Genomic DNA, 25,028 nt, shown 5'->3' on the forward strand with positions numbered 1-25,028 from the left:
TGTGGTGAGGGGGCTTGTCCCCCGTCGGGTTCACCACAGATTGATGGGGCTGCTTCGCAGCCCAACGCGGGGCAAGCCCGCTCACCACAGCAAGCCCGCTCCCACATTTGATCTGTGATGGATTACAGATCGTCATTTCAGGTGATATCGATGCAGGGCGGTTTCGACGTGTTCTGCTTCGATACACCCGTCATCCGCCAGTGCCTTCAACGCCAGCGTGGCAATCCAGTAACGACTCGGTGCTGACGCCTCCACCGAGCCCGCACCCAACGCCACAAAGCGTGCATCCACATGCGCCGCCAGTTGATCGACGATAGGCTGCGGATAGCCGGTGACCGCGATCACCGGCGTGTCATTCCCTGCCATGCACTTGCGCAGATGACAACTGCGCTTCGGTGCCAACGGGTGCAGGCGGTTCCAGCGCTGCACCGCCTGCGCCTCGCGGGCCAGCCGTGTATAGCTGGGGCAACTCCACAGTTGCGCCTCGACGCCCCAATCCGTCTCGAGCAACTGCGCGGCGTGCACGACTTCTTCAAACGCTCGACCCGCCCCCAGCAACCGCACCCTCAATTCACTCGTGTATGAGCGCCGGACCCGGTACATGCCCCTGAGCGCATGGTCACTCTCCTGCGGGCTCAACCCTGGCCCTTCGTGTTGATCGTGCAGTGCCAGGTAGTAAAACCCCGGCTCGCCGTCGACGTAAAGCGCCTGCAAACCCGCCAGCACAATTGCCCGGGCCTCCTCGCCGGAGGCCGGGTCATAAGGTGTGCAGTGAGGATTGCTGGCCAGCCATAAGGGCAGTGAAGGGGAGGGCTGGGTTGCATTGTCGTTGCAGAGGATGCCCCGCTGGCGGGTCTCGCCGGACAGCGCCCGCAACTGCGCCGACGAAGCGGCCGTGTGCAGATACAGCAGCGGTTTTTCCCCGGTATTGCGCGCGAACCAGGTGGGCCAGCTCACCACGCGGCGGGAGCGCGACTGACCGCGAATCACCCACGCCTGCCGGCTGGACTCCAAGGTGTTGGCCATGCTCATCACGCTGTAGAGGGGTGAGCAGCGGGGCTGCTGCGCGGCGTTCAAGGCGTCGATACAGATCAGGGCGGAGCGTTCGGTGGCGGCAGTCATGGGCTGGGTCGCTTGGCAACGGATGCCCCACCCTAATGTATTCTTGCTTATGATTGCAATTGCAATGATTGCAGTTGCATCTAAAATTCCTCCGGCTAAATCCAGCCAACACTGCTACGTTTAATCTTGAAGTGCAGGAACGTCATGCCCCGGACATTTTTTCGTCATGACGGCACTTTAGGCTGGTTGTGCAGGTCACTAGGCAACCCCTTTTCATAAAACAAGGAGTCAACAATGGACGATTACCAGGAAGAACTGCTCGAGTACCACGCCTTTGAACTGGATCCGCTGGATCCGGCCGATGATGCCACCGAGCTGTAAGACAGACGTCAGGCGGAATGCCGCTGACTGCGGCGAAATTCCCCTGGGGTCTGGCTGTTCCAGCGCTTGAAGGCCCGTTGAAAGGCTTCCGCTGAAGCAAAACCGAGCAAATAGGCAATTTCACCGAACGCCAGTTCGGTATCGCGAATGTAGGTCATGGCCAGGTCGCGGCGAGTGTCGTTGAGAATCGCCCGGAACTGAGTCCCTTCTTCCGCCAGCTTGCGCCGCAAGGTCCAGGTCGGCAGTTTCAAACGAGCCGCCACTTCTTCCAGGTCGGGTTCCCGGCCACCGTTGAGCATCGGCCCGAGCAACCGGGTAATGCGCTCGCGCAGGCTGCGGGTGCGCGTCAACTGCTCCAATTCCCGTTCACACAACTGCACCAGCAATTGCCAGGTACTCGGGCAATGTTCCGGGTTGCGCAGCGCCAGGGTCTGCTGGCTCAGGCGCAGTTGATTGTGCTCGGCGCCGAACTGGATCGGGCAGTCCCCCAGCACGCTGTAGCGCTCGCTGTAGTCGGGGGCCTGGAACTCGATTTCGATACGCTGCGCCTGCACCGGTTGCGCACTCAGGCTCGACAATTGATGCAGCCAGCCGGCGATGATCGAGTCCACCACAAACCGGTTGTAGGCGTTGTACGGGCTGATGGAATAGAAGCGCAACCAGGCGCCGTCGGCATCCTCGTGAAAGCTTGATTGGCCGCGATAGTTGGAGCCGTACAAGGCTTCGAAGCGCGTCAGGGTGCGGGCGGCTTCGCGCACGGTGGGCGCCTGGGCCGCGGTAACACCGGCGAGACCCGCCTGGCTCAAGCGGCTGAGTTGGCCCATGCGCAGGCCCAGGCTGGCGTCGCCGGTCAACTGGATGGCCGCAAAGCCAAGGCGCATATAGCGCGGGATCGACAAGCGCGCACCAGCCTCGGCCAGGCGTGCCGGGTCAAGGCCGTATTGCAGCAGCAACGGTTGCGGGTCCAGGCCATGGCTGTGGATCGCATCGGCCAAGGTGTGGACGAAGCCCACCGACAAATCCCCCAGCCGCACCGGCTTCATCGTCTTACAGCCACACGTTCAGCAGGCGCGCGCCATGGGCATTGCCGTCGGCAAACACCTGGCCGTTGCTGCTGAGGAAACTTTGCCCGGCGCTGCCCATGTCAAAGAACTGCCCGCGCAGGAACACGCTCATGCCGGCGGTGGCCTGGCTGATGGGTTGTTGGCTGATCAGGGTCAAGCGGTGCCAGGCTTCGCCTTCACTGAGTTCTTCGGGCTTGAGGCTGATCTCCGGCGGGGTCGACACGCTTTTGAAGCCGCGCCACGGCTTGTCCCAGGTCTCGCGGCCAATCACGAACGCCGGCACCGCGACCAATTGCGCCCCTTGCTCGTTGAGCTTGCGGTAGTTGTCGGGGTACCAGCTGTCGCTGCCGATCAGGATGCCCAGGCGCCCGGCTGGCGTGTCGACCACGCTGACGGTGTTTTCGTCACCCGGTTCGATAAAGCCGCGCTCGTCGAAAATCGGATACAGCTGGCGTTGCGGCTGGCCCACCGGAAAGCCATCGCGATCAAACACCACGCTGGTGTTGTACAGCGCGCCATGGCCGATTTGCAGTTGGCCCTGGCTCACGCTCGGGTTGGGCAGGGCAATGGAGCCGGCCACCAGGGTCACGCCGAACTCCTTGGCCAGGCCGCCGAACAGCACCTGATAGTCACGGGCCATGGCCGGGGCTTTCATGCGCAGGTAGGCGTCGTCGATGCGGTCATCACCCTTGGCGCTGATCAGCGCCCGCAGGAACAGCAGCGGGTTGCTCGCCGACAACCAGTTCATCGCCTCCTTGAGATTGGTGGCCTGATACAGCTCGTTCTTTTCCCCGCTGACCATCAGCCAGGTGCCGATATGTTCCGGCAGTACCACGATGGTCTTGTCGTTGACCAGGCCCTGGTCCCGGGCCTTTTGCAGATAGGCCGCGAGTTTCAGGTGCAGGCGTTCCAGGCTCTGATAGTCGGCGGGGAACAGTTCCGGCTGGATACCCAGCAGGTTGCCGCGGTCGGCGGGCACGCCTTCGTCGACAGCCAGGTTGATCCGCAGGTCGGACAGGTAATGGCCCACGGGGCGCTCCTGGGTCCAGACCAGATAGGCGGAAACGGCGGCGACCAGGGCCATGATGAGGGTGAAGGCAAGAAGTTTACGCATGGGGCAAATGACAACGGACCGTGTGCTGGGTTTGCATTTTCTCTCAAATTTCTGGGCAGGGTACGAAAAACCGTGGTTTGGCACGAAAATCTCAAAAGCCTTGAGTGCGTGTTTTCGCCGCGGGCCGGATCTTTCCAGGGTCGACAGTAACGGGTTGTGGCCACAGGTGCACGCGCGCTGGTCAACGCCGTGGGATGTTACTCGTGCGCGCACCAGCTTCTGGCAGATTGTTACTTTGTGCCTCAATACCGTGCGCAAGTTCCTCGCCGAGGTTGATTCGTGCGATGGGTTCGCGGAGGGCTGGCCGCGTAACTCAAGTGTTTCAGCGCTGTACAGGCCTCTCTGTACAACGACGCGTCGAGTTGGCAACAACCTTGCATATGCTTGTATGTACAAGTAAAGATGTGTGCGTAAGAGTCCATGGACATCCTCTTCGCACCCATCATGTTCGCGCATTGATCGTTGAGGATTTTTTGTGACCAAGCCTACGAAGTACCGTGACGTTGAAATCCGTGCCGCACGCGGCAACACGCTGACCGCCAAAAGCTGGCTGACTGAAGCGCCGCTGCGCATGCTGATGAACAACCTTGACCCGCAGGTTGCCGAAAATCCGAAAGAACTGGTGGTGTACGGCGGCATTGGCCGTGCCGCGCGCAACTGGGAATGCTACGACCAGATCGTCGAAAGCCTGACCCACCTCAACGACGACGAAACCCTGCTGGTGCAGTCCGGCAAACCGGTCGGCGTGTTCAAGACCCACAGCAACGCGCCGCGCGTGCTGATCGCCAACTCCAACCTGGTACCGCACTGGGCGAGCTGGGAGCATTTCAACGAACTGGATGCCAAGGGCCTGGCCATGTACGGCCAGATGACCGCCGGCAGCTGGATCTACATCGGCAGCCAGGGCATCGTCCAGGGCACCTACGAAACCTTCGTCGAAGCCGGTCGCCAGCATTACAACGATGACCTCAAGGGCCGCTGGGTCCTGACCGCCGGCCTCGGCGGCATGGGCGGCGCACAGCCACTGGCTGCGACCCTGGCCGGTGCCTGCTCGCTGAACATCGAATGCCAGCAGGTCAGCATCGACTTCCGCTTGAACAGCCGTTATGTCGACGAGCAAGCCACCGACCTCGACGACGCCCTGGCGCGCATCGACAAATACACCAAGGAAGGCCGCGCGATCTCCATCGCGCTGCTGGGCAACGCGGCGGAAATCCTGCCGGAACTGGTCAAGCGCGGCGTGCGCCCGGACATGGTCACCGACCAGACCAGCGCTCACGACCCGCTTAACGGCTACCTGCCCGCCGGCTGGACCTGGGACGAGTACCGCGCCCGCGCCAAGACCGAACCGGCCGAAGTGATCAAGGCCGCCAAGCAGTCGATGGCGGTGCACGTCAAGGCCATGCTTGAGTTCCAGAAACAAGGCATCCCGACGTTCGACTACGGCAACAACATCCGTCAGATGGCGCAAGAAGTGGGCGTGGAAAACGCCTTCGACTTCCCGGGTTTCGTACCGGCCTACATCCGTCCGCTGTTCTGCCGTGGCATCGGCCCGTTCCGTTGGGCTGCGCTGTCGGGCGACCCGCAAGACATCTACAAGACCGACGCCAAAGTCAAAGAGCTGATCCCGGACGACGCCCACCTGCACAACTGGCTGGACATGGCCCGCGAGCGCATCAGCTTCCAGGGCCTGCCGGCGCGTATCTGCTGGGTTGGCCTGGGCCAGCGCGCCAAGCTGGGTCTGGCGTTCAACGAAATGGTGCGCAGCGGCGAGCTGTCGGCACCGGTCGTGATCGGCCGCGACCACCTGGACTCCGGCTCGGTGGCCAGCCCCAACCGTGAAACCGAATCGATGCAGGACGGTTCCGACGCCGTGTCCGACTGGCCACTGCTCAACGCCTTGCTCAACACCGCCAGCGGCGCGACCTGGGTTTCGTTGCACCACGGCGGCGGCGTGGGCATGGGCTTCTCCCAGCACTCGGGCATGGTGATTGTCTGCGACGGTACCGACGAAGCCGCCGAGCGTATCGCCCGCGTGCTGCACAACGACCCGGCGACCGGCGTGATGCGTCATGCGGATGCGGGTTACCAGATCGCGATCGATTGCGCCAAGGAGCAGGGGTTGAACCTGCCGATGTTGTAGGAGCCGAGCTTGCTCGCGAAAGAGTCAGGCAGTTGCACCCTTTGCTTCATGGACGTCGGGCAGGTTGAGACGGATTTCAAGGTTCCGGTGCTTTATGTGTTTTCGGTAGGAGTGACTTGATGAGTCTCATGCAGATGCTCAGTTTTGGCGACACGGGTTGGGGGATGGCCTTGCTCAAGGCCGCCCTCATGACCGTGTTGTTGACCCTTGCGGCGCTGGTGGTCGGTGCGCTGGTCGGCAGCCTGGTGGCCATGGCCAAACTTTCCAAAAAACGTGCGTTGCGATACCTGGGTGATGCGTATTCCATCCTGTTCCGGGGGATCCCGGAGCTGTTGGTGATCTACCTGTTCTATTTCGGCGGTGCCAGTGTGGTGACGGCCGTCAATCACTGGTTTGGCGGTGAAGGCTATGTCGATGTCCCACCGTTCATGGTGGGGGCCATCGCCGTCGGATTGATCTCGGCGTCGTATCAGGCTGAGGTCTATCGCGGTGCCTTTATCGCGGTGGCCAAGGGTGAGCTTGAGGCGGCACTGGCGATCGGCATGAACCGCGCAACGCGGATTCGCCGGGTGCTGATCCCGCAGATCTGGCGGTACGCGCTGCCGGGCCTGGGCAACGTCTGGCAAATGAGCCTCAAAGACTCCGCGCTGATTTCGGTGATTGGCCTGGTGGAACTGATGCGAGCCAGCCAGGTGGCGGCGGGTTCCACGCGCCAGTACTTCACGTTCTACATCGTCGGCGGCGTGTGCTACCTGATTCTGACCGGGCTTTCGGGCCGTCTTTTCAATATTGCCGAAGCGCGCGTACAGCGTACGCAGCGGCGCAATCCTGCACAGTCGTGAGAAGGGACCGTTTGCCATGATCGATTTCGCCTTTCTTGCCGACACCATGCTCAAGTTGCTGGGTGCCTTGCCCATCACCCTGACCTTGTTTTTTTCGTCCCTGACCCTGGGGTTGCTGCTGTCGCTGGGCGTGGTGTCCATGCGCGTCAGCCGCTGGCCATTCCTCAGCTACCCGGCGCGTTTCTACATCATGCTGTTTCGCGGCACGCCGCTGATGATCCAGATGTTCCTGATCTACTACGGCCTGGGCCAGTTCCCGGCGATTCGCGACAGCTTCCTGTGGGTGGTGTTGAGGTCGCCTTATGGCTGCGCCGTGGTCTCCTTGGCGATGTGCACCGCCGGCTACACCGCTGAAATCATTCGTGGTGGCCTGCTGAGCGTGCCTCAAGGGCAGATCGAAGCGGGGCAGGCAGTGGGCATGGGGCGTTGGACCTTGCTGTGGCGAGTGATCGGCCCGGTCACCTTGCGCCAGGCGCTTCCGGCCTATTCCACCGAGGCCATCTTGCTGGTCAAGTCCACCGCACTGGCCAGCCTGGTCACCGTATGGGACGTCACCGGCGTGGCGCAACAAATCATCCAGCGTACCTACCGCACCATGGAAGTGTTCATTTGTGCGGCGCTGATCTACCTGATCCTGAATTTCCTGGTGGTGCGTGTGGTGGCCTGGATTGAACATCGTCTGTCGCCCCACCTGCGTGAGCGGCCGAACGACGTACCGGTCAAGCAAACCCCCGAACCTATTTCTCATTCCTGATTGCAGCGGAGCTTGTCATGAGTACTCACATTCAGAGCGCCCTTTCGGTTAACAACATTCACAAGGCTTTCGGTTCGGCACAGGTTCTCAAGGGGATCTCGCTGGAGGCTCACAAAGGTGACGTGATTTCCATCCTCGGCGCCAGCGGTTCGGGCAAAAGCACCTTCCTGCGCTGTATCAACCTGCTGGAAACCCCGGACGAGGGCAGTATTGTGCTCGACGGCGAAACCATCGAGCTCAAGCGTCAGCGCAATGGTCGGTTGTTGCCTGGCAGTACGCGGCAGGTGGAGACCATGCGCAGCAAGTTGGGCATGGTGTTCCAGAGCTTTAACCTGTGGTCGCATATGACCGTTTTGCAAAATGTCATCGAGGGCCCGATGCGGGTGCTCAAGCGTTCGAAGGCCGAGTGTGTGGAGGAAGCTGAGCAACTGCTGCACAAGGTGGGGCTTTATGACCGCCGTGATTATTACCCGGCGCATTTGTCGGGTGGGCAGCAGCAGCGGGTGGCGATTGCCCGGGCGTTGGCGATGAACCCGCAAGTGATGTTGTTTGATGAGCCGACGTCGGCGCTGGACCCGGAGTTGGTGGGGGAGGTGTTGCGGGTGATGCGGTCGCTGGCTGAGGAAGGGCGGACCATGTTGGTGGTGACCCATGAGATGGGGTTTGCGCGGCATGTGTCGAATCGGGTGGTGTTTATGGCCAATGGGTTGATTGATGCCCAGGGCACGCCGGCGGAGTTGTTTGAGGGGTTGCCGACGGAGCGGTTTCGGCAGTTTGTATCGAGTCATACGCAGCGTAGTGCGGAGTAGTGGTTGGGTGTTGGTTGGGTTTGAGTACATATCCGTTGCTGCGGTAACGGCCGCTTATGGTTTCGCTCTTACAGCGAGTCACTTTGCAAAAGCGGCAAAGTAACCAAAACGCTCTGCCCCGCCTGTCGGCACCTCGCCTAGGCTCGGTGTTCCCTCACTCCGGCATTGCTCCGCGGGCCGCCGCGACGGGGCGTCCCTGCCCCGTCGCGGCTAAACCGGCGTCCTGCCGGTTTACCCGCTCCGCAATACCTGCGTTCGGCCTCGGGCTTATTGGGGCAGTCAGATCAAAATCAAAATCAAAAGCAAGAGCACGGCGGCCTGAAAGCCGACCTGAGTGTTAAAAGCCAGATCAAAAACCAGAGCGAAAGCAGAGCTGCTTTTCTGTAGGAGCTGGCTTGCCGGCGATGCAGACACCTCGGTGCGTCAGGTACACCCAGTAGATGCCATCGCAGGCAAGCCAGCTCCTACAGTGGACCGTGCCCGCTTTAGATTTTGATTTGCTTCTTCTACCACTCAAGCCGGCCTGTAGGCCGCTGTGCTGTTGATCTGCTTTTGATCTTGATCTTAGGCGCCCCGTTAAACCACGCTGGCCGAACGCAGGCTTTGGAGCGTGGGTAACCCGGCAGGACGCCGGGTTAGCCGCGCTGGGCCAAGGATGGCCCATCGCGGCGGCCCACGGTCCAAAGCCGGAGTGAGGGCACACCGAGCCTTAGCGAGGTGCCGAGTGGTGGGGCAAGAGCCTTTTGGTTACTTTTGGGCTCTTTTCAAAAGTGACCCGCTGTAAGAGCGGAACCAATCTCAGCCATCACCCAAATAACGGATATGCCCCCACCCCAACCAAGAACGCCTCAGGACTTAGGCGTCAGATCCACCTTGAACCATTTTTCGCTGAGTTTCTTAACAGTCCCATCAGCAATCGCTTCTTTCAACGCCGCATCAAACTTGGCCTTCAACTCCGGATCGCTCTTGCGAAAACCCAGGCCCTCGCCATCACCCCAGATAGGGCCTTTGATCTGCGGCCCGGTATACGCCAGCCCCTTGTTCTCAGGCTTGGACATGATCGAATCAAGGAACGTAACGTCATCAAAAATCGCGTCAATACGGCCCGATTGCAGATCAAGAATTGCATCAGCGGACGTGTTGTACTCACGAATCGTCGCCACGTCCTTGAAGTTCTCATCAATGAACTTGGTGTAAATGATGCCCGAAGCGATCCCGATGGTTTTACCCTTCAGCGCCTGACGCAACGGCTCAATCGCATCGTGAATCGCCTTCGGATCAGCACTCAGCGTAATCGCATTCGCCGCCCCGGTTTTACCCGGCAGCAACGCCGCATCCTGCGCGACAAAGTTGGCCGGCGTCTGCGCGTAGGGAATCGAAAAATCCATGACCTGCTTACGGTCGTCAGTGATAACGATCGCATCCATCAACACATCAAACTTCCCTGCGTTGAGACTGGCAATCATGCCATCCCAGTTCTGCACGGTGATCTTGCACTGCAGCTTCATCTTGGCGCACAGGTAGTCCATCAGCTCAGGCTCGAAACCACTGATCTTCCCGCCTGGCAATGTCAGGTTCCAGGGCTCGTACGCGCCTTCGGTCGCGATGTTCACGGACGTCCACTCCTTTGCCTGCAGTCCGGAAGCACTTGCCATCACTAAGGTCGCTACAGCAACAGAGCCTAACCAATTCGATTTTTTAGCGGTCATTTCTATTTCCTACCAATGTTTTGATGTGGGCTTAGGACTTTTTCTCGAACGCATACAGGTTTGGGGACTGGTCGATTCGCTCTCCAGTCTGCACATGACTCCACATGTACATACATGTCATTGCAAAATATTTGCCAGCTTTTACAAATAAATAACCTGTTGATTTTTAAAAGAAATTAAACAGAGGTAGAAACTCCGCGCTATTTTGTCGCCCTGTTTTGGGTCGATAGGTAGCGTTTTGCACCCGCCCGTGCGCTGTCAGGCGTCGGCGGTGAGTATCGGCGTGAAGCCCAGATGATCCAGCAGTCGCGCCATATCGCGGACTGCGATCGACAGAGTCGCGGTATTCACCAGCGGATGGCAGAGAATCCTGTCCCCGTTCCACACCTCTTCGGCGATCACAACCTGGGTGGCGCGCTGCACGTCATTGCACAACCCGAGCAATGACACCGCCCCCGGCTCCACGCCCAGGGTTTCCATCAGGCGGCGCGGCGAGGCGAATCTCAAGCCCTTGAGGCCAAGGGTCTGCGAGAGTGCGCGCAGGTCCAGGCGCTGGTCGCTCTTGAGCACCACCAGAGTGGGATTCAAGCCTTTGGCATCGCACAGGAAGATGTTCTTGACCGCCTGCCCGCTAATCCCGATGTCCAGTTTGTCGGCTTCTTCGCAGGTGCGCACGGCGCTGTGTTCCACGTATTGGTAGGTAATGGAGCAGGTGTCGAGCAGGTGTAGAACGTCTGTGGGTTGAAGCATTGGCAAGGTCCCCGGTATCGCGTTGTCTGCGCCGAAAATGCCAAAGGCCCGCCGTCCAAAAAGGAGGGCAGGCCGTTTGACGGCGTGGTTGTCAGTTCAGGTGATGAGCCACCAGGTCGTTGATTTTTCCGCTGCGCACCTGGTCAATCACACTGGCCATGTCAGCGTAAAACGCGCGGTCGTTGTCCGCCACCGGCACTTCACTGCGCACCAGGTCATAGACAGCCTTGGTCGCGGTCGATGCCTTGTTCACGTCGTGGAAATCCAGGGCCTGGCACGCGACCAGCACTTCGATGGCCACCACCGACTGGAGTTTTTGCGAGACTTTGTAGGCCTTGATCACCGCGTTGTAGGCCAGGCTGACCGGGTCTTCCTGGTTGCCGCAGGTCGAGACGCTGTCGATCGACGACGGCATCGACAGGGTTTTCATCTCGGCGTACAGCCCGGCGGCGGTGTACTGGACAATCATGTAGCCGCTGTTCAGGCCCGGGTTGCGCACCAGGAAGGCCGGCATTTCGCTGAAGTGCGAGTTGATCATGCGGTCGGTCCGGCGCTCGGAAATTTTCGCCAGGTTGGTCAGAGCCACACACAGCGTGTCGGCTGAAATCCCGATGTAGGTGCCGTCGAAGTTGGCGCCGGAAATCGCGATACCGTCACCGTCATCCAGCGGGAAAATCACCGGGTTGTCGCCCGAGGAATTGATTTCGCGTTCGATGGTTTCCCGTGCGTAATTGATGAACTGTCGGGAAGCGCCGTGCACTTGCGGGATGGCACGCAGGCTGTAGACGTCCTGCAGGCGATAATCGATATTTTCTTCGATGAGCTGGCTGTCGTGCAGGATAGCCTTGATGTTGGCGGCGGTTGCGGCCTGTTCAGGGTGGGCCTTGATCGAGTGGTAGCGCGGGTCGAACGCGCGGATGGTGCCCTTGAGCGCCTCCAGCGACATGGCCGCCGCCACGTCCGCGAGGTCGGCGGCCTGCATGGCGTTGTACAGCGCCAGCGTCGCGATGGCGGTCACCGACGTGGTGCCGTTCAACATCGCCAGGCCTTCCTTGCACTGCAGGTCGGTCGGTTGCAGGCCGACCTGTTGCAGGGCGGTTGCGCCATCCACCAGTGCACCGCCCTTGACGCTGGCCCGGCCTTCGCCGAGCAGCACCAGGGCCAGGTGGCCTTCTACCGCGAGGTAACCTACCGAGCCTTCGCCCGGCGCAAAGGGCACCACGTCGTGATTAAGCAGGCCGGCGATCAGTTCCAGCAGTTCCAGGCGCACCCCGGAGTAGCCTTTGCCCAGGCTGATCAAAACCATCAACTGGATCGCACGCACCTGTTCACGCACCAGCGGCTCACCGACGGAAACAGCGTGGGAACGCACGATATTGACCTGCAGTTCCTTGGCGTTTTCCGGCGAGATGACGTGCCGCACGTTGTCGCCAAAGCCTGTGGTCACGCCGTACACCAAACGGTTTTCATCGAGGAATCGCTCGATCAACCCACGGGACTTTTTAACCCGATTCTTGTAACTGTCGGCAAACGAAACAGTGGCTGAATAACGGGCGATCGCCACGAACTCTTCGATGCTGGGTTCTCTGTCGCCTAACACGACATGGGTGATTTGTTCAGGCAGGGTTTTCATCAGTGACTCCAGCAGGGCGCAACGCAATGGGTTGGGAAGTGGTTTCACTCTACGGGTTGCACTGACTGAAGAAAATATGGGGTTTTCTGTTACTTTTAGTAGAAAATCTAAACTACTTAAGTCGCGAGATTCCCCCCATGAGCCGTTTACCGCCGTTGCGCGCGTTGCAAGTGTTTGAAGTGGTGGGCCACTGCGCCGGTATCTCCCAGGCGGCGATTCGCCTGGAGATCTCGGTGGGCGCTGTCAGCCAGCAAATGAAACTGCTCGAAGAGGCTCTGGGCATGAAGCTGACGCTAAAGGACGGCCAGCGCCTGCGCTTGAACAGCGTCGGCGAACGCCTGCATGCCCGTTGCACCGCGGCGTTCGAAGAACTCAGGCTGGCGGTGGCCGAGGCTGAGCGGGCGAAAAATCCCAACAACCTGTATGTCAGTTGCCTGCCTTCGCTGATGACCAAATGGCTGTCGCCGCTGATCGACGAATGGGGGCAGGACGAAACCGATCTGGACATCTACCTGGACAGCACCCTCGATGATGCATCGGGGGAGGAAAGTGCCGACTTTCGCATCGGTTATGGCGAGCACCCCGAGCATGCCGGGCATAGCGTGCCGCTGTTCCGCGATTGTGTGGTGCCCACCTGTTCACCGCAGTTGCTGGAACGGGTTGCGTCCGCGCGGGACTTGCTCGATTACCGGCTGATCGGCATCGACTCGCGGCCCAAATTCGATTCGCCGCCTTCGTGGACCCAATGGTTCAGCGAGCTGGAAGGGCAAACCGGCCAGCCCATCGTGATCCGCCGTAATTATTCGTCATCGATTACCGCGATCCAGGCGGCCATCGATGGGCAAGGCATCGTGCTGGCGCAGTTCTCAATGATCGCCGGGGACCTGCGGGCCGGTCGGCTGGTGATTCCCTGGCGGTTCGCCGTGCCGCTGGCGGCGCCGTACTACCTGAGTTGGCACCCCAATACGCTGCATAAACAACAGTGCCGCGGGTTTCAACGCTGGATGATCGGGCAGGGGCAAAAACAGGAGAAGATTACCGCTGCCGTGCTTTCTGCTGCGCACTTTGATCATTAAGTTGTCACTTACGGTCATTGAGCGTCAGCCGGCGGACTCTTAGTCTGTGGGACATAAACCGATGGAGTGCCATTCGAGCGCTTCACGTCCCGTGATGATCCGTTGTGGAGCTGTACCATGACCGCTGCTGCCTACCCGCACCTGCTGGCCCCGTTGGACCTGGGTTTTACCACCCTGCGTAACCGCACCCTGATGGGCTCGATGCACACCGGCCTTGAAGAGAAACCCGGCGGCTTCGAGCGCATGGCAGCCTATTTTGCCGAGCGTGCCCGTGGCGGCGTGGGCCTGATGGTCACCGGCGGCATTGGCCCGAACGATGAAGGCGGGGTGTATGGCGGTGCAGCCAAGCTGACCACCGACGAAGAAGCACAAAAGCACAAGATCGTCACCCAGGCGGTGCACGAGGCGGGCGGCAAGATCTGCATGCAGATTCTCCACGCCGGCCGTTATGCCTACAGCCCGAAGCAGGTAGCACCGAGCGCGATCCAGGCGCCGATCAACCCGTTCAAGCCCAAAGAGCTGGACGAAGAAGGCATCGAAAAGCAGATCAATGATTTCGTCACCTGCTCGCTGCTGGCCCAGGTCGCCGAGTACGACGGCGTGGAAATCATGGGGTCGGAAGGCTACTTCATTAACCAGTTCCTCGCCGCCCACACCAACCACCGCACCGACCGTTGGGGCGGCAGCTACGAAAACCGCATGCGCCTGCCGGTGGAAATCGTACGCCGGGTGCGTGAAGCGGTAGGCCCGAACTTCATCATCATCTTCCGTCTATCGATGCTCGACCTGGTGGAAGGCGGCAGCACCTGGGAAGAGATCGTGCAGTTGGCCAAGGCCATTGAACAGGCCGGTGCGACCCTCATCAATACCGGCATCGGCTGGCACGAAGCGCGCATCCCGACCATCGCCACCAAGGTGCCGCGTGGTGCGTTCAGCAAGGTCACCGCGAAGTTGCGCGGCGCGGTGCAGATCCCGCTGATCACCACCAACCGTATCAACACCCCGGAAATCGCCGAGCAGATCCTGGCCGAAGGCGATGCCGACATGGTCTCGATGGCTCGCCCATTCCTCGCCGACCCGGACTTCGTCAACAAGGCTGCAGAAGGCCGCGCCGATGAGATCAACACCTGCATCGGCTGCAACCAGGCCTGCCTGGACCACACGTTCGGCGGCAAGCTGACCACCTGCCTGGTCAACCCGCGTGCGTGCTACGAGACCGAGCTCAACTACTTGCCGGTCAAGCAGATCAAGAAAATCGCCGTGGTCGGTGCCGGTCCTGCGGGCCTGGCGGCGGCCACCGTTGCCGCCGAGCGCGGACACCAGGTGACCCTGTTCGATTCGGCCAGCGAGATTGGTGGCCAGTTCAACATCGCCAAACGCGTGCCGGGCAAGGAAGAGTTCTTCGAAACCCTGCGCTACTTCAAGCGCAAGTTGCAGACCACCCATGTCGAGCTGTGCCTGAACACCCGGGTCGACGTTGAGCAACTGGTGGCGGGCGGTTACGACGAAATCATCCTGGCCACCGGCATTGCGCCGCGTACACCGGCAATTCCCGGCGTGGAAAACGCCAAGGTGCTGAGTTACCTGGACGTGATTCTGGAGCGCAAGCCGGTGGGCCATCGCGTGGCCGTGATCGGTGCCGGCGGTATCGGGTTTGACGTGTCGGAATTCCTCGTGCACCAGGGCGTGTCCACCAGCCTGGACCGCGAGGCGTTCTGGAAAGAGTGGGGCATCGACACCCACCTGGAAGCCCGCGGCGGTGTGGCCGGGATCAAGCCCGAGCGCCATGCGCCGGCGCGTGAAGTGTTCCTGTTGCAGCGCAAGGCTTCCAAGGTCGGCGACGGCCTGGGCAAGACCACCGGGTGGATCCACCGCACGGGCTTGAAGAACAAGCAGGTGCAGATGCTCAACAGCGTCGAGTACCTGAAGATCGATGATGAAGGCTTGCACATCCGCATCGGCGCCGAGGGTGAACCGAAGGTGCTGGCGGTGGACAACATCGTGATCTGCGCCGGCCAGGACCCGCTGCGGGAACTGCAGGACGGCCTGGTGGCTGCCGGGCAGAACGTGCACCTGATCGGCGGTGCCGATGTGGCGGCCGAGCTGGATGCCAAGCGCGCCATCAACCAGGGTTCGCGCCTGGCGGCCGAGCTGTAAAAACCCCCAAGGGGCGGTGGTAGACTACCGCCCCTTTTCTTGTGCAGAACTGCCCTCATGGGTCCTTTCGACTGGCTTCCCCACGCGCCCCTTGAACCCCTGAAGCTGGAGTGGATGGGGCCGGTGGAGGTCGCCGTGCTGCGCCTGGACCGCATCGACTCGCTGATCAGCGGCAACAAATGGTTCAAGCTCACCGAGCACCTGGCCCAAGGCCGGGCTGCGGGTACCCGCGGGATCATCAGCCTGGGCGGCGCTTACTCCAATCACCTGCATGCACTGGCAGCGGCCGGGAAGCGCTTCGGCTTTCCTACCGTTGGCCTGCTGCGTGGCCATCCGCAAGACACCCCCACAGTGCTCGACCTCAAAGCCTTTGGCATGCAGCTGCATTGGTTGGGTTATGGCGGTTATCGCGCGCGCAATGAACCGGGTTTCTGGCTGCCGTGGCGCGAGCAGTATCCACACCTGCATCCGGTGCCCGAAGGTGGCGGTGGCCTGGCGGGGGCGTTGGGCTGCGGGGTGTTGGTGAGTCAGGCGCAGGCGCAATTAAGCGGCCTGGGCTGGACGGACTATCACGGTTGGTGGCTGGCAGCCGGCACGGGCACCACGCTGGCGGGACTGGTGCTGGCCGAGGCGGGCGCGCATCCGGTGTACGGCGCGCTGGCGGTGCCCGATGACCACGGGGTGGCGCAGCAGGTACAGGCGCTGGTGCAGGAGGGTTATGAATTGCTGGACGCCAGCCGGGGCGGCTTCGCCAAGGTGGATCCAGAGTTGCTGGAATTTATCGACGCCACCGAGCAAGCCTGTGGCCTGCCGCTGGAGCCGCTGTACACCGGCAAGGCGTTGTTGGCGTTGAGGCAGCGGATTGAGGCGGGGTACTTTGCTCCTGGCACCCGCCTGATCTTCGTCCACACCGGCGGCTTGCAAGGCCGCCGGGGTTTCCCTGTTGCGCCCGGTTAATGTAGGAGCTGGCTTGCTGTAGTGAGGGGCTTGTCCTGTGGTGAGGGGGCTTGCCCCCCGTCGGGTTCACCACAGATTGATGGGGCTGCTTCGCAGCCCAGCGCGGGGCAAGCCCGCTCACCACAGGGCAAGCCCGTTCACCACAGCAAGCCGACCACATTGGAGCTGTGTCGCTCCTGGGGGGGTTACTGAATGCTCCCTCTCTTGCCAGGCATCATCCGCAGCGCCGTGTTGTCGCGCAGGATGTAATGGTGAACGATCGCCGCCAACGCGTGCAGCCCGATCAGCCAGTAACCGATCTTGCCGAACAGCACGTGCCAGTGCTCAATCTCCTTGGCCAGGGCCTTGTTTTCGGCAATCAGCGGCGGCAACTCGATGCCGTAGAACATTACCGAATGCCCCTCGGCGCTGACAATCAGCCAGCCGGCGATGGGCATGCCGATCATCAAGGCATACAGCGCCATGTGCATGAGGGTGGCGAGGAGGGTTTGCCATTGTGGCGGCGCCGGCACGATCTTCGGCGCCACGCCCAGGCTGCGGGCGAACAACCGTAGCCACACCAGCACAAACACGGTCAGGCCGAACATGAAGTGCATTTCCACGATCAACGTACGGCCGCCGCTGCCTTTGGGAAACTGCCCGCGTAACTCAATGCAGGCGTAAACCACCGCCAGCAGCACCACCATCAGCCAGTGCAACGCAATCGACATGGTGCTGTAACGCGTATCGGAATTTTTCCAGGGCATCGCTTTCTTCCTCACTCATCAGGGCAAACCTCCGTTCTTTCGCGACGGAGTCCTTTCAATGTAAGCCTGTTTTACGAGGTTTGCCCGTGGGAGGAGGGTGCAGAGGCGATCTTTTGATCTCGATCAGTTGCCCTGCGGCATTTCGCCCCGCGCCAGGCGCTGGTTGATGTCGTCGATCACTGCCGGCAGGTCGGTGATGGTGTCGATCATGTAGTGCGGGCGCGAACCTTCGAACAGGGCCTGGATGCGCTTGCGTTCGCTGGCGAGTGTGCCGGCGTCCAGGGCGCGGAACTGTTCGTAGGTCAGGCCCAGGGCGTTGCCCGAACAGGTCAGCGCCACCGTCCACATCCCGGCGCGACGGCCTTCGAGGATGCCCGGCACGGTGTCGTCGATCTTCACACAGGCCGCCACATCATCAATGCCCAGGGCGATCACGTTGGCCAGGGCCTGGGCCGGCCATGGGCGGCCGTTGGGCACTTCGTCGGTAGCCACCACGTGGTCGGCCACGTAGCCGTTGGTGGCGGCCAGTTCGACGACCTTGTCCATCACCTGCTTGGGGTAGCCGGAGCACGAGCCGATCTTGATCCCTTGCTGGCGCAGGTTGGCGATGGTGTCCAGGGCGCCGGGGATCAGGGCCGAGTGCTCGGCGATTTTCTCGATCTGCAACGGCATGAAGCGCTGGTAGATGGCGGTGACGTCATCATCGGTGGGCGTGCGGCCAAAGGCTTTGCGGTAACGCTCGGCTACCTGCGGCTGGTCGCACAGGGTGCGGATGTGGTCCCACTTGCCCATGCCCATCGGGCCACGGGCTTCTTCGATGGAGACCTGTACGTCGAACTCGGCGAAGGCTTCGACAAAAATCTGCGTCGGTGCGAACGAGCCGAAATCGACCACGGTGCCGGCCCAGTCGAGGATCGCGGCTTGAAGCTTGGTTGGGTTTGCGTAGTTCATGGTTCAGATCCTGTTGGAAGTTGGCAGTCAGATGTCGAGCACGTTCATTTCTTGCAGCACCTCGGCGACTGCCGCGACAGCTGCTTGCATTTCGGCCTGGTTCACATGGCCGATGCAGCCCACGCGGAAGGTTTCCACCTGGGTCAATTTGCCGGGATAGAGGATGAAACCCTTGGCCTTGACCCGCTCGTAGAATTCCTTGAACTGGTAGCGCGGGTCTTTCGGCGCGTGGAAGGTGACGATGATCGGCGCCTGGATCGCGGCGGGCAGGAAGCTGCGCAGGCCCAGTTCGGCCATGCCGTCCAGCAGCGCCTGGCAGTTGTCGGCGTAGCGCTGGTGGCGGGCGGGCAGGCCGCCTTCTTCGTTGTATTGCAGCAGGGCTTCGTGCAGCGCCGCCACCACGTGGGTCGGCGGGGTAAAGCGCCATTGGCCGGTCTTGGCCATGTAGCTGTGCTGGTCGAAGAGGTCCATCGCCAGTGAATGGCTGTTGCCTTGGGCAGCGGCCAGTGCCTGTTTCTCAGCGAACACAAAACCCATGCCCGGTACGCCTTCCAGGCACTTGCCGGAGGCGGCGATCAGTGCGTCGAACGGCACTTCACGAGCGTTGATCGGCAGCGCGCCGAAGGAACTCATGGCGTCGATGATCAGGCGCTTGCCGTGACGGGCAATGACCTGCGCGATCTCGGGCAGCGGGTTGAGAATCCCGGTGCTGGTTTCGCAGTGGATCAGCGCGACGTGGGTGATGCTCTTGTCAGCATGCAACAGGCGGTCGACGTCGGCGGCGGTGGTGGGTTCGTCTTCGGCGGTTTCAAAGGTGCTGAACGCGCGGCCGAGCACTTCGCAAATCTTCGCCAGGCGCTTGCCGTAGGCGCCGTTGATCAGCACCAATACCTTGCCGTCCCGTGGCACCAGGGTGCCGATGGCCGCTTCTACCGCGAAGGTGCCGCTGCCTTGCAACGGCACGCAATGGTGGCTGTCGGTGCCGTTGACGATCGCCAGCAGTTGCTCGCACAGGCTGGCGGTCAGTTGATTGAAGCGGTCATCCCATGAACCCCAATCGACCATCATGGCCTGGCGGGTGCGGGCCGAAGTGGTCAAGGGCCCGGGGGTCAGCAGGATCGGCGCGGCAGTACTCATTCTCATGTCCTCGCAAAACGTTGGGATGAAGCTACGGGGCATAAATTGCAGTTTGGCTTGTCATCAATCAAATTGTTTGTTGTTATGCGAGCTATCAGTGAGGCCGATAACTATGAACCTGTTTCAACTGCGTGCGTTTGATGCCGTGGCCCGCGAGGGCAGTTTTACCCGGGCGGCCGAGCGGCTGTTCATCAGCCAGCCAGCGGTGACTGGGCATATCAAGGCGCTGGAGGAGCACTACCAGATCGCGCTGTTCCGACGTACCGCACGGCAGGTGGCGTTGACCGAGGAGGGCACCAAGCTGGCGGCCATCACCCGGGCGATCTTCGGCCTGGTGGAAGAGGCGCAGACCTTGCTGGAAGCCAACCGGCAACTGCTCACTGGGCGCCTGGAAGTGGCGGCGGACGGACCGCACATGGTCATGCCGATGCTGGCCCGCCTGCGGGAGCGGTACCCGGGGATTACCGTGAATCTGCGCCTGGGCAACGCTCAGGAAACCCTCGCCGCGCTGCTGTCGGAGCGGGCCGATGTGGCGGTGTTGACGGAGGTGGAACCGCGCAAGGGCCTGCACCTGCAGCCATTGATCGAGTCACGGATTTGCGCGCTGGTGCCGGCCGGGCATCCATGGCTGGCGGAGCCTGCGGGGATTCGGCTGGAGCAGTTGGATCAGGTGATCATGGTGCTGCGTGAGCCCAGCTCGATTACCCGCCGCACCTTTGACGATGCCTGCGCACTGGCCGGCGTGCAGCCCAAGGTGTTGCTGGAACTGGACAGCCGTGAGGCGGTGACGGAAGCGGTGGCGGCTGAATTGGGGGTGGGCGTGGTGTCGTCGATGGAGGTCAGCCGGGACCCACGGGTGCATGCGATTCCGATCCACGGGGAGGGGCTGGTGAACCGGCATGTGATCGGGTGCATGGAGCGGCGCCGGGAGTTGCGGTTGATTCAGGCGTTTTTCGAATTGGCGCCTTGAGTGGGGGTTGGCTGAAGATCGAGTTGGTGCCATCGCGGGCAAGCCCGCTCCCACAGTGGACCGATGTTCACAAATCAACATGTGGGAGCCGGGCTTGCCCGCGATGAGGCCCGTGAGTTCACCGCAAACTCTCCCGCACAATCTCCAGAAACGTCGCCACCACCCGCCGCGAGCTCTGCTCTTTCAAGCACACCAGGGTTTCCTTCATCCGCTGGGTGCAGTCGCGGATCGGCATCGCATACACCCGCGAGTCCGCGCCAAATTCCGCGGCCGACACCACCCCCACGCCAATCCCCACCACCACCGCCTCCCGCGCGGCTTCCCGGCCTTCTACCTGAATGGCGGGGCGAATCCGCAGCCCGGCCTGGTGCATTTCCTGCTCCAGGGTCTGGCGGGTGACCGAGCCGATTTCCCGCAACACCAGCGGCGTATCGTCCAGGTCCGCCAGGCAGATGGATTCGCGGCCCGCCCACGGATGGTTACGGGAAACAAACGCGAGCAGTTGATCATCGGGCAACGGCAGTGACAGCAGCCGCTCGTCGTCCACATCGCGGCCCAGCAGCGCGAGGTCAGCCTGGTAGTGGTACAGGCGAAACAACGATTCATCGGTGTTGCCGGTTTCGATCTTCACACTGATGCCCGGATACAACTGGCAGAAGCGCGCGATCTGCGGCAACACATGCACGGGGGCATCCACCGCCAGGGTCAGGGTGCCGGTTTGCAAGGCGCGGGAATCCTGCAGCAGCTCCTCGGCTTCGGCGGCGACCGCAAACAGGCGCTGGGTGACGCTTAACAGCCGCTCCCCCAGATCGGTCAACCGCACTGAACGTTTGTTGCGATGAAACAGCAGTACGCCGAAGCGCTCTTCGAGCTTGCGCACCTGGTCGGAAATGGCCGGCTGGCTGAGGAACAAGCGCTCGGCGGCCAGGGTAAAACTGCCGTGCACGGCCACCGCATGGAAGGCTTTGAGTTGGGCGTGGGACACCGACATCGCGAATCCTCTTACAAGCTCAGCTTATATTTGAAATACGATAAATCGATTTTACCTATTAGTCAGCCATTGCTTTGATAGCCCTCAGTCGCCGCGGGTCGAGTCCTGCACCTAAGGCGGCCATGGGTCTTTGCGTGCTTACCAGCAGGGCTCATCTGACCAGTACCGCGCCCTCCGAGGCGTCGGTATTGCAGTGCTCAACAATAAAAATACAGGCGTTTGCTTTTCATTCTGCCGGCACACTCACACCCGAGGTCAGAACCACCATGAATACTCCCTTGAGTAGCATCAAGCGTTGGCGCGTGCAGATTTTCGCTATCACCTGGCTGGCGTATGCGGCCTTCTATTTCACCCGCAAAGCCTTTTCGGTGGCCAAACTGGGGATCGTCGACGACCCGAGTTTCCCGCTGGACAAGATGATGATGGCCAACCTGGATGGCATCTACCTCGCGGCCTATGCCGTTGGCCAGTTCACCTGGGGCATGCTCGCCGACCGTTTCGGGCCGCGTGTGGTGGTGCTCGGCGGGTTGTTGATTTCCGCCGCTGCCGCCTTGGTGATGGGCACGTTCGCCACGTTGCCGATCTTTATCAGTTGCATGCTGATTCAGGGCCTGGCGCAGTCCACCGGCTGGTCGGGGCTGTGCAAGAACCTGGGCAGCTTCTTCCCGGCACAGCAGCGGGGGCGGGTGCTGGGCCTTTGGAGTTCTTGCTATGCCTTTGGTGGCCTGGTGGCGTCGCCGTTTGCCGGATGGTGGGCCTATACGCTGATCGGCACCTGGCATGCGGCGTTTATCTCCAGCGCCGCCGTGGTCTTCGTGGTGGCGGCGCTGTTCTTCATCTTCCAGCGCAACACGCCACAGGATGTGGGGTTGCCGGCAGTGGAACCCGAGCCGGAACAGACGGCCGCCGAGAAGAACGCCAGCGTGCTGGAACCGCTGCGGGCCATCTTGCGCAACCGTACCGTGTTGACCCTGGGGCTGGCGTACTTTCTGTTGAAACCGGCGCGTTACGCCATCCTGCTGTGGGGGCCGGTGATTGTGTATGAGCAGATGCCGTCGGTGGGCAAGGTCGGCGCGGCGATTGTGCCGACGGCGTTCGAGCTGGCGGGATTGCTGGGGCCGATCATGATCGGCATGGCTTCCGACAAGTTGTTCGGTGCGCGGCGCATGCCGGCCTGTGTCCTCAGCCTGCTGGCGCTGACCGTGGCCCTGGCATTGTTCATGGGCGCCTTGCACACTGGCAGCGTGGCGCTGGTGATGGCGCTGCTGTTTGTGATGGGCCTGACGCTGTACGGGCCGGACTCGATGATCAGCAGCACCGCCGCCATTGACTTCGGCACCGCCAAGGCCGGTGCGACGGCGGCGGGGTTCGTCAACGGTTGCGGTTCGGTGGGGGCGATCCTCGGCGGCTTGCTGCCGGGCTACTTTGACACGGTCACGGTGTTTATCGTGTTTGCCGGCGCTGCGCTGTTTTCCTCGCTGGTGTTGATGCCCTACTGGAATGCCAGGCCCGCAGTGCTGGCGCAGGTGGGCGACTTTGTGCCGGACCGTGAGCGCGCAATCAATCCCTTGCGCACCTGAGGGGCATGGCCGGTTTTTTGGTGGATTAGAGTGTTTCAGCGCTATAAACTCTGCCCCCAAAGCGCCGGCCAGTAGACGTCTCGGCGCGATGGACAGAAGAGAGTGAGTCATGGGCGCACAGTGGAAAGTCAAACATAAAGAAGCGGCATCCAATGCCAAGGGCAAGATCTTCGGCAAGCTGGTGAAAGAGATCACCATTGCCGCCCGCAACGGTGCCGACACTGCCACCAACGCACATTTGCGCCTGGTGGTGGAGCAGGCCAAAAAGGCCTCGATGCCCAAGGAAACCCTGGAACGCGCGATCAAGAAAGGCGCCGGTCTGCTCGGTGAGACCGTGCAATACCACCGCGTGACCTACGAAGGGTTTGCCCCGCACCAGGTGCCGTTGATCGTTGAATGCGTGACCGACAACATCAACCGCACCGTGGCGGAAATCCGCGTGGCGTTCCGCAAGGGCCAGCTCGGTGCTTCCGGCTCCGTGGCCTGGGACTTCAACCATGTGGGCCTGATCGAAGCCTCGCCGGACAGCCCGGACGCCGATCCGGAAATGGCTGCGATTGAAGCCGGTGCGCAGGATTTCGAGGAAGGCGAGGAAGAAGGCACCACCTTGTTCATCACCGAAACCACCGACCTGGACGCTGTACAGAAAGCGTTGCCGGAGCAGGGCTTCACCGTGTTGTCGGCCAAGCTGGGCTACATCTCGAAAAACCCGGTGAGCGGTTTGAGCGATGAGCAGATGGCCGAAGTCGAAGCCTTCCTGGAAGGTTTGGACAACCATGACGATGTGCAGGATATGTTTGTCGGGTTGGCGGGTTAACGCTCATTTGATGTGAGAACCCGATCTAAATGTGGGAGCGGGCTTGCTCCCACATTTGGTTTAGCGGAGTTAGGAAGACCGCAACAGAGTTGTGATTTCCTCGAACCCAGGCCGGGCAAGCACCTCCGGCTGGCAGCAGTTATCCCGCAAGCTTTCCAGTGCCACGCGTTTCTCCTCGCTCAACCCCGCATCAATCCGTTCCAGCAACTCCCCCAGCAACACCCCGAACGCCCGCACTTCGATACGCTGCAACGCCCGGGTTTCCAGGCTGTCGACCGTGGCGTGAAACGACGCGGCACCAAAGTCCCCAAGCAGGCACTCGCCGGCTTCATTCCACAGAATGTTATGGCCGTACAGATCGCCGTGGGTGATGCCTTGCTCGTGCAGGTGCGCCGCCACTGAAGCAATGCCTCGCGCCATGCGCAACGCCACGTCCGCGCTGAAGCGGGTGGTGGGGTCGTAGATGTCACGGGTGCACGACGCCAGGCTCGGCAGGGCCGCGAGGTTGCGGTAGCTCGGCTCGATCAGTTGCATCACCAGCGCCGCCTGGCCTTCGGGATGGCCGACGACCCGGCCTTCTACCTTGATCAAATTGGCATGCAACCCGGCGGCGATGCAGGCGTGCATTTCGTGCAACGGCGAGCCGTCGCTGGTGATGCTGCCTTTATACAGTTTGACCGCGACCACCTTGGCCGGCCCGGTGGGCGGGGTCCAGGACGCTTTGCGGATGATCCCCGAAGCGCCTTCGCCGAGCACCTCGCCCAGTGACAACTCTGACCAGGGAATGTTCGGCGTCGCGTCATCGCGAGCCACTTCCACGGCCATTTCCACCGGGTTGCCGGCGTAGGCCAGCCAGGTCAGGCTCGGCAGGGTCAGCAACCAGTCCGGCAGGCGGGTCATGCGGTTGGAGGCGATGCGGATCAGTTCGAGGTTTTTGCACTGGGCCAGGCTTGGCGGCAGGTGCTCCAGGTGGTTGCCGGCCAGCATCAGTTTTTGCAGCAATGGCCGTTCACCCAGTTCGCTCGGCAACTGGCTGATGCGGTTGTCGGTGAGGATCAGCCAGCGCAGCAGGGGCGGCAAGGCGGCCGCCGGGACGCTGCTGATCTGGTTCGACTTGAAGCCGATCATGCTCAGCTGTGCGCATTGGCCCAGGCATTCCGGCAGCTCGGTAAAGGCGTTTTCCGAACAGAACAGCACGCGTAAATGGGGCAGGCGGTGCAGGTCATCCGGCAGGCTGCTGAGGGCGTTGCCGGTGAGGTTGAGGATTTCCAGGGAGTCGGCCAGGTCGAAGATTTCCCGGGGGAACTCGGTCAGCCCGCAGCGCAGGTCCAGGCGTTTGATACCGGCCAATTGGCCGGCCTTGAGTTGGGCAAGGGTATCCATGA

At 61.5% G+C, this 25,028-nt stretch carries 21 protein-coding genes; 10 read left to right on the forward strand and 11 right to left on the reverse strand.

Features of this window, described 5'->3' with window-relative positions; translation table 11 throughout:
* Positions 1–132: 132 nt before the first annotated feature.
* From MUM_RS0103175 to MUM_RS0103190, 3 genes are all read right to left on the reverse strand, one after another.
* Complete coding sequence (locus tag MUM_RS0103175) at positions 133–1,122, reverse strand: transketolase-like TK C-terminal-containing protein (RefSeq protein WP_010166864.1); 990 nt, start codon at positions 1,120–1,122, stop codon at positions 133–135.
* Positions 1,123–1,451: 329 nt separating this feature from the next.
* Positions 1,452–2,486 (reverse strand): AraC family transcriptional regulator, encoded by a 1,035-nt coding sequence (locus tag MUM_RS0103185; protein ID WP_010166867.1) that lies wholly within the window; start codon positions 2,484–2,486, stop codon positions 1,452–1,454.
* 4 nt (positions 2,487–2,490) lie between these two features.
* A complete protein-coding gene (locus MUM_RS0103190; protein WP_010166868.1) occupies positions 2,491–3,621 on the reverse strand; it encodes a carbon-nitrogen hydrolase family protein in 1,131 nt (376 codons plus the stop codon).
* A gap of 475 nt (positions 3,622–4,096) precedes the next feature.
* Here MUM_RS0103190 and hutU point away from each other — a divergent pair, with 475 nt between their 5' ends.
* The 4 genes from hutU to MUM_RS0103210 all read left to right on the forward strand — a co-directional run bounded on the left by hutU (position 4,097) and on the right by MUM_RS0103210 (position 8,169).
* A complete protein-coding gene (hutU, locus tag MUM_RS0103195) occupies positions 4,097–5,764 on the forward strand; it encodes a urocanate hydratase (protein WP_010166869.1) in 1,668 nt (555 codons plus the stop codon).
* 119 nt (positions 5,765–5,883) lie between these two features.
* The gene (locus MUM_RS0103200; protein WP_003220032.1) at positions 5,884–6,606 is read left to right on the forward strand and encodes an ABC transporter permease; all 723 of its coding nucleotides are present in this window, start codon (positions 5,884–5,886) and stop codon (positions 6,604–6,606) included.
* A 16-nt stretch (positions 6,607–6,622) separates the two neighbouring features.
* Positions 6,623–7,360 carry an ABC transporter permease gene (locus MUM_RS0103205; protein ID WP_010166870.1) on the forward strand — a complete coding sequence of 246 codons (738 nt, stop codon included), beginning with the start codon at positions 6,623–6,625 and terminating at the stop codon, positions 7,358–7,360.
* Between the two features lie 17 nt (positions 7,361–7,377).
* Positions 7,378–8,169 (forward strand): ABC transporter ATP-binding protein, encoded by a 792-nt coding sequence (locus MUM_RS0103210; protein WP_010166871.1) that lies wholly within the window; start codon positions 7,378–7,380, stop codon positions 8,167–8,169.
* 848 nt (positions 8,170–9,017) lie between these two features.
* Here MUM_RS0103210 and MUM_RS0103215 read toward each other — a convergent pair.
* The 3 genes from MUM_RS0103215 to MUM_RS0103225 form a co-directional block, all read right to left on the reverse strand.
* On the reverse strand, positions 9,018–9,782 hold the full coding sequence (locus tag MUM_RS0103215) for a transporter substrate-binding domain-containing protein (RefSeq protein WP_003212408.1): 765 nt from the start codon (positions 9,780–9,782) through the stop codon (positions 9,018–9,020).
* 354 nt (positions 9,783–10,136) lie between these two features.
* Positions 10,137–10,628, reverse strand: coding sequence for a prolyl-tRNA synthetase associated domain-containing protein (locus MUM_RS0103220; protein ID WP_010166875.1), 492 nt, complete (start codon positions 10,626–10,628; stop codon positions 10,137–10,139).
* 91 nt (positions 10,629–10,719) lie between these two features.
* Entirely contained in the window at positions 10,720–12,261 is a 1,542-nt protein-coding gene (locus tag MUM_RS0103225) for an HAL/PAL/TAL family ammonia-lyase (protein WP_010166877.1), read from the reverse strand.
* Between the two features lie 137 nt (positions 12,262–12,398).
* Between MUM_RS0103225 and MUM_RS0103230 the strand changes: the two genes are divergently transcribed.
* The 3 genes from MUM_RS0103230 (at position 12,399) to MUM_RS0103240 (ending at position 16,451) form a co-directional block, all read left to right on the forward strand.
* The gene (locus MUM_RS0103230) at positions 12,399–13,337 is read left to right on the forward strand and encodes a LysR substrate-binding domain-containing protein (protein ID WP_010166879.1); all 939 of its coding nucleotides are present in this window, start codon (positions 12,399–12,401) and stop codon (positions 13,335–13,337) included.
* Positions 13,338–13,454: 117 nt separating this feature from the next.
* A complete protein-coding gene (locus MUM_RS0103235; protein ID WP_010166881.1) occupies positions 13,455–15,494 on the forward strand; it encodes an NADPH-dependent 2,4-dienoyl-CoA reductase in 2,040 nt (679 codons plus the stop codon).
* Between the two features lie 57 nt (positions 15,495–15,551).
* Positions 15,552–16,451: a 1-aminocyclopropane-1-carboxylate deaminase/D-cysteine desulfhydrase gene (locus MUM_RS0103240; protein WP_029615758.1), complete on the forward strand. Its 900-nt coding sequence runs from the start codon at positions 15,552–15,554 to the stop codon at positions 16,449–16,451.
* Positions 16,452–16,636: 185 nt separating this feature from the next.
* Here the strand turns inward: MUM_RS0103240 and MUM_RS0103245 are convergent, their stop codons facing one another.
* From MUM_RS0103245 to MUM_RS0103255, 3 genes are all read right to left on the reverse strand, one after another.
* Complete coding sequence (locus MUM_RS0103245) at positions 16,637–17,197, reverse strand: cytochrome b (RefSeq protein WP_010166885.1); 561 nt, start codon at positions 17,195–17,197, stop codon at positions 16,637–16,639.
* Positions 17,198–17,320: 123 nt separating this feature from the next.
* The gene (gene phnX / locus MUM_RS0103250; RefSeq protein ID WP_010166887.1) at positions 17,321–18,148 is read right to left on the reverse strand and encodes a phosphonoacetaldehyde hydrolase; all 828 of its coding nucleotides are present in this window, start codon (positions 18,146–18,148) and stop codon (positions 17,321–17,323) included.
* Between the two features lie 27 nt (positions 18,149–18,175).
* Positions 18,176–19,285, reverse strand: coding sequence for a 2-aminoethylphosphonate--pyruvate transaminase (locus MUM_RS0103255; RefSeq protein ID WP_010166889.1), 1,110 nt, complete (start codon positions 19,283–19,285; stop codon positions 18,176–18,178).
* Between the two features lie 112 nt (positions 19,286–19,397).
* Between MUM_RS0103255 and MUM_RS0103260 the strand changes: the two genes are divergently transcribed.
* The gene (locus MUM_RS0103260; RefSeq protein WP_010166892.1) at positions 19,398–20,255 is read left to right on the forward strand and encodes a LysR substrate-binding domain-containing protein; all 858 of its coding nucleotides are present in this window, start codon (positions 19,398–19,400) and stop codon (positions 20,253–20,255) included.
* Between the two features lie 118 nt (positions 20,256–20,373).
* Here MUM_RS0103260 and MUM_RS0103265 read toward each other — a convergent pair whose 3' ends face one another.
* Complete coding sequence (locus MUM_RS0103265) at positions 20,374–21,246, reverse strand: LysR substrate-binding domain-containing protein (protein WP_010166894.1); 873 nt, start codon at positions 21,244–21,246, stop codon at positions 20,374–20,376.
* A 266-nt stretch (positions 21,247–21,512) separates the two neighbouring features.
* Here MUM_RS0103265 and MUM_RS0103270 point away from each other — a divergent pair, with 266 nt between their 5' ends.
* Positions 21,513–22,826 (forward strand): MFS transporter, encoded by a 1,314-nt coding sequence (locus MUM_RS0103270; RefSeq protein ID WP_010166896.1) that lies wholly within the window; start codon positions 21,513–21,515, stop codon positions 22,824–22,826.
* A gap of 109 nt (positions 22,827–22,935) precedes the next feature.
* Positions 22,936–23,643 (forward strand): YebC/PmpR family DNA-binding transcriptional regulator, encoded by a 708-nt coding sequence (locus MUM_RS0103275; protein WP_010166897.1) that lies wholly within the window; start codon positions 22,936–22,938, stop codon positions 23,641–23,643.
* A 69-nt stretch (positions 23,644–23,712) separates the two neighbouring features.
* Here the strand turns inward: MUM_RS0103275 and MUM_RS0103280 are convergent, their stop codons facing one another.
* On the reverse strand, positions 23,713–25,026 hold the full coding sequence (locus tag MUM_RS0103280) for a leucine-rich repeat-containing protein kinase family protein (protein WP_029615759.1): 1,314 nt from the start codon (positions 25,024–25,026) through the stop codon (positions 23,713–23,715).
* Positions 25,027–25,028: the final 2 nt, after the last annotated feature.

The organism is Pseudomonas sp. PAMC 25886 (assembly GCF_000242655.1).
GTDB lineage: Bacteria > Pseudomonadota > Gammaproteobacteria > Pseudomonadales > Pseudomonadaceae > Aquipseudomonas.